The sequence below is a fragment of the Citrobacter sp. T1.2D-1 genome (assembly GCF_950098555.1).
In the GTDB taxonomy this organism is placed as follows: Bacteria; Pseudomonadota; Gammaproteobacteria; order Enterobacterales; family Enterobacteriaceae; genus Citrobacter_A; species Citrobacter_A telavivensis.
Genome location: NZ_CATNHH010000002.1, coordinates 95,147 through 108,595, shown reverse-complemented (window position 1 = coordinate 108,595; position 13,449 = coordinate 95,147). Strand labels below are relative to the sequence as shown.

17 protein-coding genes are annotated in these 13,449 nt (G+C 52.7%); 4 read left to right on the top strand and 13 right to left on the bottom strand.

Translation table 11 applies throughout. The features are described 5' to 3' along the window. Positions 1–67: 67 nt before the first annotated feature. Entirely contained in the window at positions 68–295 is a 228-nt protein-coding gene (locus QQZ17_RS04045; protein WP_152406352.1) for a YceK/YidQ family lipoprotein, read from the top strand. Here QQZ17_RS04045 and QQZ17_RS04040 read toward each other — a convergent pair whose 3' ends face one another. The 3 genes from QQZ17_RS04040 to QQZ17_RS04030 form a co-directional block, all read right to left on the bottom strand. Next, the gene (locus QQZ17_RS04040; RefSeq protein WP_042319704.1) at positions 296–670 is read right to left on the bottom strand and encodes a MysB family protein; all 375 of its coding nucleotides are present in this window, start codon (positions 668–670) and stop codon (positions 296–298) included. 81 nt (positions 671–751) lie between these two features. After that, the gene (gene mdtG / locus QQZ17_RS04035; protein ID WP_152405102.1) at positions 752–1,972 is read right to left on the bottom strand and encodes a multidrug efflux MFS transporter MdtG; all 1,221 of its coding nucleotides are present in this window, start codon (positions 1,970–1,972) and stop codon (positions 752–754) included. A gap of 159 nt (positions 1,973–2,131) precedes the next feature. Further along, the gene (locus QQZ17_RS04030; protein WP_152405101.1) at positions 2,132–3,052 is read right to left on the bottom strand and encodes a Kdo(2)-lipid IV(A) acyltransferase; all 921 of its coding nucleotides are present in this window, start codon (positions 3,050–3,052) and stop codon (positions 2,132–2,134) included. 225 nt (positions 3,053–3,277) lie between these two features. Between QQZ17_RS04030 and trhO the strand changes: the two genes are divergently transcribed. Further along, positions 3,278–4,330, top strand: a complete 1,053-nt coding sequence (trhO, locus tag QQZ17_RS04025) for an oxygen-dependent tRNA uridine(34) hydroxylase TrhO (protein WP_152405100.1) — start codon at positions 3,278–3,280, stop codon at positions 4,328–4,330. Between the two features lie 86 nt (positions 4,331–4,416). Here the strand turns inward: trhO and QQZ17_RS04020 are convergent, their stop codons facing one another. The 10 genes from QQZ17_RS04020 to mdtH form a co-directional block, all read right to left on the bottom strand. Continuing rightward, positions 4,417–4,992, bottom strand: a complete 576-nt coding sequence (locus QQZ17_RS04020; RefSeq protein WP_152405099.1) for a YceI family protein — start codon at positions 4,990–4,992, stop codon at positions 4,417–4,419. Next, on the bottom strand, positions 4,989–5,561 hold the full coding sequence (locus tag QQZ17_RS04015) for a cytochrome b (RefSeq protein WP_152405098.1): 573 nt from the start codon (positions 5,559–5,561) through the stop codon (positions 4,989–4,991). The genes QQZ17_RS04020 and QQZ17_RS04015 overlap by 4 nt, the downstream gene beginning before the upstream one ends. Before the next feature lie 261 nt (positions 5,562–5,822). Then, entirely contained in the window at positions 5,823–5,936 is a 114-nt protein-coding gene (locus QQZ17_RS04010; protein WP_043001014.1) for a YceO family protein, read from the bottom strand. A 46-nt stretch (positions 5,937–5,982) separates the two neighbouring features. Next, a complete protein-coding gene (gene solA, locus QQZ17_RS04005; protein ID WP_152405097.1) occupies positions 5,983–7,104 on the bottom strand; it encodes an N-methyl-L-tryptophan oxidase in 1,122 nt (373 codons plus the stop codon). Positions 7,105–7,219: 115 nt separating this feature from the next. Continuing rightward, positions 7,220–7,474 (bottom strand): biofilm formation regulator BssS, encoded by a 255-nt coding sequence (gene bssS, locus QQZ17_RS04000; RefSeq protein ID WP_042320092.1) that lies wholly within the window; start codon positions 7,472–7,474, stop codon positions 7,220–7,222. A 353-nt stretch (positions 7,475–7,827) separates the two neighbouring features. After that, on the bottom strand, positions 7,828–8,073 hold the full coding sequence (dinI, locus tag QQZ17_RS03995; RefSeq protein ID WP_042319691.1) for a DNA damage-inducible protein I: 246 nt from the start codon (positions 8,071–8,073) through the stop codon (positions 7,828–7,830). A 77-nt stretch (positions 8,074–8,150) separates the two neighbouring features. Further along, on the bottom strand, positions 8,151–9,197 hold the full coding sequence (gene pyrC / locus QQZ17_RS03990) for a dihydroorotase (protein WP_152405096.1): 1,047 nt from the start codon (positions 9,195–9,197) through the stop codon (positions 8,151–8,153). Positions 9,198–9,299: 102 nt separating this feature from the next. Beyond that, positions 9,300–9,860, bottom strand: coding sequence for a lipoprotein (locus QQZ17_RS03985; protein WP_152405095.1), 561 nt, complete (start codon positions 9,858–9,860; stop codon positions 9,300–9,302). A gap of 130 nt (positions 9,861–9,990) precedes the next feature. Continuing rightward, a complete protein-coding gene (grxB, locus tag QQZ17_RS03980; RefSeq protein WP_152405094.1) occupies positions 9,991–10,638 on the bottom strand; it encodes a glutaredoxin 2 in 648 nt (215 codons plus the stop codon). 63 nt (positions 10,639–10,701) lie between these two features. Next, positions 10,702–11,910, bottom strand: coding sequence for a multidrug efflux MFS transporter MdtH (gene mdtH / locus QQZ17_RS03975; protein ID WP_152405093.1), 1,209 nt, complete (start codon positions 11,908–11,910; stop codon positions 10,702–10,704). 296 nt (positions 11,911–12,206) lie between these two features. Here mdtH and rimJ point away from each other — a divergent pair, with 296 nt between their 5' ends. Then, positions 12,207–12,791 carry a ribosomal protein S5-alanine N-acetyltransferase gene (gene rimJ, locus QQZ17_RS03970; RefSeq protein WP_152405092.1) on the top strand — a complete coding sequence of 195 codons (585 nt, stop codon included), beginning with the start codon at positions 12,207–12,209 and terminating at the stop codon, positions 12,789–12,791. 9 nt (positions 12,792–12,800) lie between these two features. Beyond that, complete coding sequence (locus tag QQZ17_RS03965; protein ID WP_152405091.1) at positions 12,801–13,448, top strand: YceH family protein; 648 nt, start codon at positions 12,801–12,803, stop codon at positions 13,446–13,448. Position 13,449 lies beyond the last annotated feature (1 nt).

Genomic DNA, 13,449 nt, shown 5'->3' with positions numbered 1-13,449 from the left:
CATCTGAAAAATACCGGCCTGCGCCGGTATTTTTTTATACTGAAGAAAACGAATGATGAGGTATCACGTGCGACTCATAGCGGTGGGTATCATGGTAATGCTATTAAGCGGGTGCGGCAGCATTATCAGTCGGACAATCCCCGGGCAGGGGCATGGCAACCAGTACTATCCGGGAGTGCAGTGGGACGTCCGGGACTCAGCATGGCGCTATGTCACCATCCTCGATCTGCCCTTCTCGCTGGTGTTTGATACGCTGCTGTTGCCGCTCGATATGCATCACGGCCCTTACGAGTAATTACCGTTCATCCCACTCATCGGCTGCGGTTTGACCCTCTTCGGTGTCCAGCGGGGGCTCAAGCTGAAATTCACCTTCATCCCATTCGTGCAGCGTATTCTCTTCCAGCCATTCCTGGCGGATCTCTATCTCATCATAATCGCCGTCAAAGACGCTTTGGGCAGCTTCGCCACTGAGCATCGGCAGGCATTCGCCTTCCTCTCCTTCGTCGGCAAAAAACTCGACCTGCCACATGATGTCGCCATCCTGTAGCACGTACTTTTGCACGTTAAGCTGCTGTACATTGGCTTCGTCCTGCTCAAGCTCAGGATGGTCCGCCATAAATTCTTCACGGGCTGAGTCAATGGCTTCTTCCAGCGTTGCATACATGGTCATCAGAGTCTCCCTTTGATTTGACGAGGTATTCAGGGAAAGAATAGCTGATTCTCCGGTTATGCAAGTATGAATGCTGAAAAATCATCCCACGGTTCGCGAGAGCGCGCGACGGCGCAGGCTGTTCCAGGAATAAATGGCGTTAAACAGCACCACCCCGGCGGTGACCAGAAAGACCGCGCGAAAGCCATAGTTAGCGGAAATCGCTGCGCCCATTAATGGGCCGGTCACGTTGCCAATATCGCGAAACGACTGGTTATAACTGAAGATGCGCCCGGCAATTTGGTTTGTAGAGTTGTAGACCAGCAGCGTCTGCACCGCCGGTAGCAGCGCGCCGTCGGCAGCTCCCAGTAAAAAACGCAGTACCGCCAGTTGCCACGGGGTCTGAACAAAGGACATCGGGATCAGCAGTAAAACAGAAAGAATCAGCGCGACGATGAGGATTTTCTCCGGTCCGATGCGGTCCCCCAGCTTGCCTAACCGTGGCGCGCTGAGTAACGCGGCGACGCCGGGCACGGAGGCGATCATCCCGCTGATAAACGCAATATTACTGACGTTACCTGCCAGTTCCCGCACGTAAAGCGTCAGAATTGGCGCAATGGACCCGGTCGCCACCTGGATAATCAGTGTTGTGACAAACAGACTCAGTACCAGTTTCGGGTTTTTAAGCGTGGCGACCACTTCCCGGACGCGCAGCATCTCTTTCTTGCTGATCGGTTTATAGTTCTCGCGAATAAAAAACAGCGTCAGTAAAAAACAGATCAGCAGTACCGTTGCGGTGATGAAGAAAACCGGGCGCAGGCCATACTGGTCGGCGAGCAGGCCGCCCGCCAGCGGGCTGAGCAGCGCACCGCTGACGCCGCCAGTAGAGAGCGTTCCCAGCGCCCAGCCGCTTTTATTACGCGGGACCTGGGTGGCGATCAGCGCGTTGGCGTTGGGGACGAATCCGCCCAGCAGTCCAAGCAGCGCGCGCAGTACCAGAAACTGCCAGATATTCTGCGCAACGCCCATCAGCAACATCACTATCGCCATCCCCAGCGCAGAGCGCAGCAGCATTATCTTTCTGCCTTTACGGTCAGCGAGTCCGCCCCAGAAGGGAGAGGCGATAGCGGAGAAAAGAAACGTAATACTGAAAACCAGCCCGGACCACATATTGAGCGCACTGTGGCCCGTCACGCCGAGTTGTTCGACGTATAACGGTAAAAACGGCATCACCAGGCTAAATGCGGCGCCGGTTAAGAAACAGCCGAGCCAGGCGACGGTGAGATTACGTTTCCAGTTGATGGGGGTATCAGAGGGTGACATAGCGATCCGCGTGTGATGCGCTGTTAGCGCGATCGGGCAAAAAAACGAATATAAATTAAGCATATTCATTATGCGCCTGTAGGCGGGGGGTCGCAATGTGGGGAGCTTTTATCGCTAAAAGTGGTGAAAAAGCAGCCCGAAAGGACTGCTTTGCAGGATTTAATAGCGGGAAGGTACGCCGGCAGGACGCGTTTTGAAGCGGCGGTGCAGCCACATGTACTGTTCCGGCGCCATCATGATGCACTTCTCGACAACCTTGTTCATCCAGGCGGCGGTGGTCTCTGCGTCATCCAGCGGCGGTGAGCACTCTGGCGGCAACATAATCAACTGGTAGCCTTTGCCATCGGGCTTGCGACGCGGCACAAACGGCACCAGGCAGGCGCTGGACATTCGCGCGAGCATCCAGGTGCCGGAGGTGGTGGCGGCCTGCTCGACGGCAAAAAGCGGGACGAATACGCTGGAGCGCGGGCCATAGTCGTGGTCTGGCGCATACCAGACCACTTCGCCTTTTTTCAGCGCCCTAATCATCCCTTTCAGGTCTTTGCGATCGAGCATGGATTTGTTGGAGCGCATACGTCCCCAGGTCTGGAGCCAGTCGAGCAGTGGATTATCATTCGGCCGATAGACGCCGATGCCGGGTTCCTGCAAGCCAAACTGGCGCGCGCCCAGTTCCAGAGTTAAAAAGTGCAGCCCCACCAACAAAATGCCTCGCTGCTGGGCCTGAACGTCACGAATATGCTCCATGCCGATCACTTCGGTCCAGCGGGCGATGCGACGATCGGACCAGAACCAGGCCATTCCGGTTTCCAGCAGGCCCATACCGACGGATTCAAAATTTTTGACCACCATCGCATGGCGTTCACGCTCGCTCATCTCGGGAAAACAGAGTTCGAGATTACGATATGCAATTTTCGTCCGACGCTTCATCAGACGAAACGCCAGGTGGCCGATCGTATGGCCAAGACGATAGAGAATCGGATAGGGCAACTGCACGACCAACCAAAGTGAGCCAATACCGAGCCAGGTTAACCAATACCGTGGATGCAGTAATGCTGCGGAGAACTTAGGTAAATTCGTCATGTCTTTCCTGTTGTATACCTTAAAACGGGCAATTATCTGTATTGTTGCATTTTTTCGCTTTCAGAAAAAATTTGTGGCTCCAGGATGGCGATAAATGCAGCAAATGTTGTTAATTTTTTAGTTTGAAGAAAGAAATGTAGCGCAAAATGTATGGATGTAAATTGGCACTGATTGCTATATGATGCCGCCGATTCTGATTTTCACTTATTGCAGGACTCGTACACCATGCCAGTGTTACATAACCGCATTTCCAATGACGCCCTCAGAGCCCAGATGTTGGCTGAAACTGAGCCGCGCACAACCATTTCATTCTATAAATATTTTACCATCGCAGACCCGCAGGCCACACGCGATGCGTTGTATCAAAAGTTAACAGCGCTGAATGTTTTTGGTCGCATCTATCTGGCGCATGAAGGAATTAACGCCCAAATCAGCGTACCGCAAAGCCAGGTTGCGGCGTTTCGCCAGCAGTTGTATGCCTTTGATCCCGCACTCGACGGCGTGCGTCTGAATATTGCGCTGGAGGACGACGGGAAATCCTTCTGGGTGCTGCGGATGAAAGTGCGTGAGCGGATAGTGGCGGATGGCATTGAGGATCCGAGCTTTGACGCCAGTGATGTCGGCGATTATCTGAAGGCCGCTGAAGTGAACGCGATGCTCGACGACCCGGATGCGCTGTTCATCGATATGCGTAACCACTATGAATATGAAGTGGGCCATTTTGAGAATGCGCTGGAAATTCCGGCCGACACCTTCCGTGAGCAGTTGCCAAAAGCGGTCGAGATGATGCAGGAACACAAAGATAAAAAGATAGTGATGTACTGCACCGGCGGCATTCGCTGCGAAAAAGCCAGCGCCTGGATGAAGCACAACGGCTTCAGCAAAGTGTGGCACATTGAAGGCGGTATCATTGAGTATGCGCGCAAAGCCCGTGAGCAGGGGTTACCGGTGCGTTTCATCGGCAAAAACTTTGTGTTTGATGAGCGCATGGGTGAGCGCATTTCGGATGAGGTGATTGCCCATTGTCATCAGTGCGGCGCGCCGTGCGACAGCCACACGAACTGTAAAAATGACGGTTGCCATCTGCTGTTTATTCAGTGTCCGGCGTGTGCGCAGAAGTACAACGGCTGCTGTAGCGAGATCTGCTGCGAAGAGAGCGTGTTGCCGGAAGAAGAACAGCGTCGCCTTCGTGCGGGGCGCGAGAACGGCAATAAGATCTTTAATAAGTCGCGTGGACGGCTGAATACGAAACTGGGGATTCCGGATCCCGCCGAATAATCGTGTTGCCGGATGGCGGTGACAATACGTATCCGGCCAGCAATGTCAGGCCCGATAGCAACGCGCTATCGGGCATCATGTCTCTTTTACTTTTGCTGAACGCCTTCCACCGAGATGATCAAATCCACTTCCTGCGAGGCAGGGCCGAGATCGGTGGTGATGTTGAAATCCTTCAGCTTAATTTTCCCTTCGGCTTCAAAACCCGCACGTTTGCCGCCCCACGGATCGTCCCCCTGACCGATCATCTTCGCTTCCAGCGTTACCGGTTTCGTCACGCCGTTAAGCGTCAGGTTCCCGGTGATATCCAGTTCATCACCGTCTTTCTTCACGCTGGTAGAGGTAAAGGTCGCCTGCGGGAATTTCGCCGCATTCAGGAAGTCAGCGCTGCGCAGGTGCTTATCACGCTCGGCGTGGTTGGTATCGACGCTGCTGGTGTTGATGGTCACGTTCACTTTATCTGCCGCGGGATCCTTTTCATCAAAGGTAAAGGTTCCGTCGAAGTCTTTGAACGTTCCGTATAACCAGCTATACCCCAGGTGCTGAATGCGGAAATTAACAAAGGCATGTTGTCCCTCTTTGTCGATTTTATAATCCGCCGCGACGGCGGAGCCGGTGGCAAACAGCAGAGAGGCGAGAGTTAAACCCAGCAGGCTTTTTTTCATTTTTGAGCTCCATAGTCAGATGACGACTTACCCAACATGCGATTCAGGGTGTCGTCTTTATCGATAAAGTGGTGTTTAAAGGCCATCAGGCCATGCAGAATGGAAAGAATAACCACGGTCCAGGCCAGCCACAGGTGTACGCTTCCGGCGAGATCGGCCTGAACAGCGGCATCTGCGAAGGTCGCCGGGACGTCAAACCAGCCGAAAACGCTAATCGGTTTGCCGTCCGCCGTCGAGATCAGGTAACCGCTGATGACAATGCTAAACAACAGGAGGTACAACGCGAGGTGTCCCAGCGTCGCACCCGCTCGGGTCAGGGCCGAATAGCTTTTCAGCGCCTTTGGCGGTGGGGAGAGCAGACGCCAGATAACCCGAACGACCAGCCCCATCATCAGCAGGATCCCAATGCTCTTATGCAGTTCCGGCCCCTGGTGATACCAGCCGTCGTAATAGCTCAGCGTCACCATCCAGAGGCCGAGGGCAAACATACCGTAGACCACTAAAGCGGTCAGCCAGTGAAGCAGGGCGGAAATAAAACCATACCGTTGAGGAGTATTTGAAAACTGCATAAAAATTCCATTTCATATCTCAGGATTGAATGAAAATGGCGTGTCAGAGACATAAATGCAACTAAAAAATAACAATGAGAGTGATATTTGAAGTTATTTCAATAATTTTGCATGAACTTTTAGATTCCGTTCAATTCATTCGGCATAAACGACAGTATTGTGACAATTGGCGGGGTTGTTGAAGTGAATATATTATTCAAAAAATCAAAAAGAAAATTAGATAACTTTCAGCTTTTGTCAATATTTGTCAATAAAGCAGGCTCAGTAAAACAGGATGTAAATAACATCAAGAATGGCCAGCAGCGACCACAAAATAACGTAGAGCATGAAATGCTCGCGAATATTGTTGACCAGATAAAGAAACAGACGACGCATATTTAAATCACCATAAAAAAGGCCTCACTACGAGGCCAGTTAGCGATTATGCCTTAAATCGGGAGAGCCTGAATGGCGTCAGGTCAAAGGCCGATGGTTTTCCCTGGGCAAAGTCAGCGGCAATTTCACCCAATACCGAGGCAAATTTAAAACCGTGACCACTTAACCCGGTCACAATCAGCGTGTTGTCGTGGTCAGGTAGCGTGTCGATGATAAAGTCTTCATCCGGCGAGTTGTCATAGGTGCAGGCCGCACCGTGCAGACAACAGCCGACCCCTGGAAGGACATTGCGCAGAAACGGGAACGCTTCGGACCCATCGCTGGCGATACTGGCAAACGGTTTGCGTTCCGCCTCTGAATGAATAAGTTGCCCGCCGTTGTGCTTACCGATTTTCAGCTCGTCATTTTCCGCCGGGAAACCGTAGTACTGATCGCCATTGGGTAGTTCACCGGTGAAGGCCGGGAATTTATTCTTGATGCTATAGCGACCATCGGCCTGATACCAGGCAAACACTTTTCGTACCGGCTGGATTGGCAGATCGGGGATTAAGGTCTGAACCCAGGTACCGGCGCTCACCAGCGCTTTCTTTGCACTGTACTCGCCATCAGCCGTTTCAACGGTGACCCCGCCGTCATCATCATGATGAATGGCCGTCACCGGGCAGTTGAAGAGTTGTGCGCATCCGGCTTCTTCTGCCAGACGGATCCAGGTTTTTATCGCCAGCTCGCTGCGTAAAAAACCGGAATCCGCTTCGAACAGACCGGTGTAGTCTGCGGGGACGCGAATTTCAGGCCAGCGCGCCATAATGGCGGTAGCATCCAGTTGCTCAACGTTCAGTTGCCACTGTTTTGCGCTGTGCGCGACGTTCGCCAGGAAGGGCGAATCGGTTGGGCCGAGATTGATGACGCCGGAGCGTACAAATATTGGTTCTTCATTATGGGTGGAGAGTTCGTCCCACAGCGCCTGCGCACGTAGCACCAGTGGAACGTATTTTTCACCTTCACCGTACGCGTGGCGTATCAGCCGCGTATCGCCGTGATGGCTGCCCTGCTGATGCGGCGGCATATGTGCGTCGGTCATCAGAACGTTTAACCCGGCGCGAGTGGCATAATAACCTGCGGCTGCCCCAACGGACCCGCTGCCTATAATGATTAAGTCGTATTTCATCGGTTTCTCTTTGCTGTCGCGTTTGATGCAGAGTAAATAAGTGAAATGCGTAATACAACCCAGAAATAGCAAAGGCACCACGAAGGTGCCTTTTTAAGTGATAATGTCCGTCTCGTTAATGCCGACGGTACTCATTGACCTGGTAATCGCCGGATTCGATTTTGGCAATGCCGGCTTCTAATATCGAAATAAATTGTCTGGCAACATCGGTGGTTAACCAGAGCGTTTGGCCGACTTCCGTACCATCGGGTTCAGGACGATTCGGAGTCTGGTAGTGCAAACGCAGCATCAGCGCGTCATAGCTATCTACGGTGCTGATGTCCCATCCCACAAGCGGATGAGTCTGAATGACTTCATTATTCTTTTCCATCATGCCCCCTAATTCGTGTTACAAGACAACGGTTTTCGAGGTTCAATGCGTTTTTATCTGAAGCAACTTCAGTATATCAATAAATAAGGGTATTCACTGAGATTTTAAAGAGGGGGGAGCATAAATTTCTGCAAATTAAGAATTTGTGAGTAATTAATCACCATCTTGTTCACGCTTTTTAAGTATGTTGTGCAATGTTTTTGAGCAACAGGTGAAAATATAATCAATTATCAGGGGCGCGGGGGATTTTTAAATGATGCCAGTAAAGAGGTTGTCTGAAGGATAACAGGATAAAAAATGACAGGATAAAAAAGCCGGGGCGACCCGGCAAAAGAGACTACGGCATAGCATTTTTATTCTTTAATGAACCAGTCGTCGGCGCTTTCCCAGGTTTCCTGGAGAATTTCGCTGATCCGTTCTTTATCCTCTTTCGTCGCGCCAATCACGGACAAATTATTCGCCGCGGCGTAACGAACGGTTACGTTACCGTCATTATCGGGAAAGTGGTGAGTAATACGGCGGGAGAGTTCACCTGCCAGGGCGTCAATCGCACCGGCAGGCAAAGGTGAAGTTTTAGCAATGGTGACTTCAATACGCATAATGGCCCCCTGTTGAATATACTGGTTATTTATACAGTTAACCTGACCAGGTTACAACAGGCGGCGCTGATTTTTTTTTACTTTTTAATCGTCCAGCGTACCGTTTCGCCCCCGAGGAACGGTACCAGCGTATCGTCGGCCAGCGCGATGCTCTCCGGCACCTGCTGCTCCTCACGTACCAGTTCAATGAAGGTCTCATTCACCGGCAGGCCGTAGAATCGCGGACCGTTCAGTGAACAGAAGGCTTCAAAGTGCGCCAGGGCATTCATCTCTTCAAATACGCTCGCGTAACTCGCCAGCGCCGTTAGCGCGTTAAAGCATCCGGCGCAGCCACAGCTCGATTCCTTACGATGACGGGCATGCGGGGCGGAGTCGGTGCCGAGGAAGGCGCGTTCAAAACCGCTGGCAACCAGTTCTCGCAATGCCTGTTGGTGCACATTGCGCTTGAGGATCGGCAGGCAATAGAGGTGTGGGCGAATCCCTCCAACCAGCATGTGATTACGGTTAAACATCAGGTGCTGTGGCGTGATCGTCGCAGCCAGTAACTCGTTACCGTCACGGACATACTCCGCCGCATCTTTGGTGGTGATGTGCTCAAAGACGACTTTCAGCGCGGGCAGGCGCTGGCGCAGAGGTTCCATCACCGTTTCAATAAAGCGCGCTTCGCGGTCAAAAATGTCGATATCAGCGTGGGTGACTTCGCCATGCACCAGCAGCGGCATACCGAGTTTTTCCATACGCTCAAGGACCGGCATGATGGCGTCAATGGAGGTGACGCCGTGGCTGGAGTTGGTGGTGGCATTGGCCGGATAGAGTTTGGCTGCGGTGAATACGCCTTCGCGAAAACCTCGCTCCAGTTCAGCGGGATCCAGTGTGTCCGTTAAATAGCAGGTCATCAGCGGCGTGAAGGTGTGTCCGGCAGGGACCGCATCAAGAATGCGCTGGCGGTAGGCGATAGCCGCATCCACCGTGGTGATTGGTGGCGCCAGGTTGGGCATCACTATCGCACGTGCATAAATGTCGCTGGTGTACGGCACGACCGTCTTCAACATTTCGCCATCGCGAAGGTGAAGATGCCAGTCGTCTGGGCGGCGGATCTTTAAAACCTGGGAGGGTGCAGTCATCAATATGCTCCGGCTGGGGGATGTCATTTTTGCCGGAAACAAAGGATATGCGGAAACGTTTTCGTTTGCACGTAAAAAAAGGCGCCGCAGCGCCTTTGTCGGTTAATCCGTGAACGGGATGATGATTTCCCCCGGTTTCACCTCAATGCCTTTGGCATATTTTTTCGCCAGCGCTTCGCCTTTGCTGCTGTCTTCACGCAGGACATAGGCCGGTTGCTGATTAAAGTAATTACGCAGCGACTGGTTCAGATAGGGCATCAGGGTTTGCAGCACCGACTGCATTTTTTCCGGCGTCACGGTGGCATCCACCACCTCCATTTCCTGCAGGAAGATGGCCCCTTTTTCTTTATTAAAGACCGGCAGCGCTTTCAGTTTCAGCTTGATGGTCGCTTTCTGGCTGCCAAACAGTGAATTCATATCCAGGTTTGCGTCGCCGGTCAGCGTCACTTTGTTCGGCTCTTCACGTCCGATCTGGCTGGAAAGGTTGTTCAGTACGATATGCGCATCGGCAACGCCCGGAAGTCCGATATCTTTGGCAAAGTTGTTGCGCTTTTCAAGCGCCTGATTAATTTCTTGTTCGCTTACGGTGTACTGTGTGAGCTGATTACAGCCGGTCAACAGGCCGCCAACGATCAATGCGGCGGCAAAAAAAATCTTCTTCATGGGGTTCCTCTACATGATGCGGTCGTCATAATCCTGACATAACGCAGCATGTGTCACCAGCGCGAACTCCGCCAGTAGAAAAAACTGAAAATAGCGGTAGCCTGTGTGACCTGGCCACCGCCGGTGAGCGTTAAATCGCCATTGATGATAACAGATTGATCTGCGTCTGTTTCGCCATATTGTCGCGATAGTCTGCGACACGTGTCGGCCAGTTGATACCGGCCACCAGCGTCAGATTACGCAGTAGGGGAAATAACTGGATATCGTCTTCGGAAAGTTCACCGTTCACGCCATTTGGCTGCACGATGAGCTTATCCAGTGCGCGTAAATCGTCACTGATCTTTTTTGTCAGGCCAGCGGAATGGGCAAGATGGTCGGCAAAACTGCCAATCATCGCCTCTTTCTTTTCAGTAAAGTATCTACGTGCTGATGGAGTGGAAAATTCATCAAACGCGGATTTTGCAAAGCGGGGTAGCAGCAGGTGATTGGCGTAGCTGTTCACTTTGCGCAACCACTCGTCAATGGCTGGGTTTTTCTTGCCGGTGAGCAGCGGTTTGCCATCCAGTTTATCGACGTAATGGACGATGTCCATGCTTTCAGGCAGATAGCGGCTGTCGTCCTTTTGCAGAATGGGCACCATTTTCTGGCCAATCATGCGGGTTGGGGTTTCGTCATCGTCATTGGCTAAGACATTCAGTTCGACGGGGATATTCTTGAGGCCGAAAATCATGCGGGCTTTGATGCAGAAAGGGCAGTGATCGTAAATATAAAGCTTCACGTTTCTCCTCCATTTGACTGTCAGTTCCCTTTCAGTATGGAGGAGACACGCGCAGGTATCAAATCAGGCTCCGGGTTCCAGCATGCCGCGCGGCGTGCGCTTGTGGCTGAACTGCCAGCCCAGCGCCAGGAACGTGATGACGCCAATAATCCCCAGCATCATCCACGGCAGCTCCGGTTGCTGGAGCAGTTTCCCCATATCAAACAGCCAACCGCCGCCGATATACCCGATAGCACCTCCTATGGCTAACCCCAGTCGGCTAAAACCCATATAACTGCCGCGCGCCCGCGCATCTGACAGCGAGGCGCTGAGCGTTTCACGGGCAGGTTCGGCAATGATCGAACCAATATAGAAGGTGCAAATCAGCGTAAACAACTGTTGCAAGTCACTCACCAGTCCTACGGGTAACATACTCAGTGACATCAACAGCAGACCGGCCATCAGACGATGCTCAAGACGAAACCGTTTTTCGCTCCAGCGCGCAATAGGGTAGAGCAGCGTCAGCGAGAGGCAGGCCTCAATGGCATACATCCATTTCACGGCTGAAGGCGAACCGGCGATGTCATTGACCATAATCGGCAGCATCAGCATGACCTGTACCGCCAGCATGTAATAGCCCGCCAGCGTCAGCACATAGGTGACAAAGCGTTTGTCACTGAGCACCCGACCCATCCCTTCCCGTACCGGAATACGCACGGTAGAGAGTTTCCACGCGGGCAGCAGCCAGGCGTTAAAGGCGGCGCAAAGCACGAACAACAGAGCCCCGGTGGCGCAGACCAGACGGAAGTCATACTGCAACAGCCAACTGCCTAATAGCGCGCCGATAACGGCCCCTGCGCTGTCCTGCATCATCAATATTGAGAAGAAGCGACCCCGCTGATGCGGGCGAATCAGTTTTACCACCAACGCAGAGCGCGGCGGATCGAACAACGTGCCGCCGAGACCGGAGAGGAAACAGGAGAACCATAAAAGCCAGGGTTCATGGGCGATTCCCATTGTGGCAAACCCGGCGGCGCGCATCAGCATACCCGTGACGATCATCGGTTTCGCGCCAAAGCGGTCGGCAACCGCGCCGCCAAAAATTCCCAGCCCCTGTTGAATAAGCTGGCGCAGGCCAAGCGCAATACCGACCATCACGGCAGCCCAGCCCATTTGATCGACGAAACGAATTGAGATCAGCGGGAACACGACGAAGAAGCCCAACACGACCAGCATATTATCGATGAGCAGGAAAGTTTTACCCAGGTTCCTGGCCTGCGAGACACGCGACATTTCCCCTCCCGGGAAACACTCGTCATTCTTCGAATTGCAACCGTATTTGCGGCATTCGGATGATTGAGAGTATATAAAGCGAAGTACCTCCTATTCTGCGGCTTTGCTGCCTTTTTGCCCACCCTCGCCGGGACAATATTTTTTTATCAAAAGTCCATCTTGATAGAGAGTTTTCATCAAAATGGAGGAATAATTCAAAAAATGGCAAATTGCACTTTTCACAGGGTGGTTTTGCACAGGTATAGTAAATCAATCAGGGTATAACGACGGCGATTCGGGAAGGAGTTGGAATAACTATGTTTGGCTATCGCAGTAACGTGCCAAAAGTGCGCTTAACCACCGACCGCCTGGTCGTGCGTTTAGTGCATGAGCGTGATGCCTGGCGTCTGGCGGATTATTACGCAGAAAATCGTCATTTCTTGAAACCCTGGGAACCGATTCGTGATGAAAGCCACTGCTATCCCTCCGGCTGGCAGGCGCGGCTCGGCATGATTGCCGAATTTCACAAGCAAGGTTCCGCGTATTACTTTGCGCTGCTGGATCCTGATGAAAAGGAGATAATCGGGGTAGCAAACTTTTCTAACGTGGTGCGCGGGTCTTTCCATGCCTGCTATCTGGGCTATTCCATTGCGCAGAAATGGCAGGGACAGGGGCTGATGTTTGAAGCGCTGACCGCCGCTATCCGTTATATGCAGCGTACGCAACATATTCATCGCATTATGGCGAACTACATGCCGCACAATAAACGCAGCGGCGATTTACTGGCGCGACTCGGCTTTGAAAAAGAAGGCTACGCGAAAAATTATCTGTTGATTGACGGACAATGGCGCGATCACGTGCTGACGGCGTTAACGACATCAGAATGGACCGCAGGTCGGTGAGGACACCTTATGAAATATGAATTAACTGCCGCTGAAGCTCGCGTAATTGGCTGTTTGCTTGAAAAACAGGTCACCACGCCAGAGCAATATCCACTCTCCGTTAATAGCGTGGTCACCGCCTGCAATCAGAAAACCAACCGTGAACCGGTGATGAATATGGCGGATCGCGAGGTACAAGAACTGCTCGACAATCTGGTAAAACGCCATTTTCTGCGTACGGTCAGCGGCTTTGGAAGTCGAGTCACCAAGTACGAGCAGCGCTTCTGTAACTCGGAATTTGGTCAACTGAAACTGAGTCCGGCGGAAGTGGCGCTGGTCACGACGCTGCTGTTGCGTGGCGCGCAAACGCCGGGTGAATTGCGCAGCCGCGCGTCGCGGATGTACGAATTCAGCGACATGGCGGAAGTGGAAACGACGCTGGAGCGCCTGGCGACGCGTGAGGATGGTCCTTACGTCGTGCGTCTGGCCCGGGAGCCGGGTAAGCGTGAAAGTCGTTATATGCATCTGTTCTGCGGCGAAGTGCATGAGCCGATTGCCCAGGCCGATGAGCCACACGCGGCGACCGGGGATTTACAGGCTCGCGTCGAGGCGCTGGAAAGCGAAGTCGCTGCGCTGAAACAACGGCTCGAGTCGCTGCTGGAACATCTGGGAGAGTAAC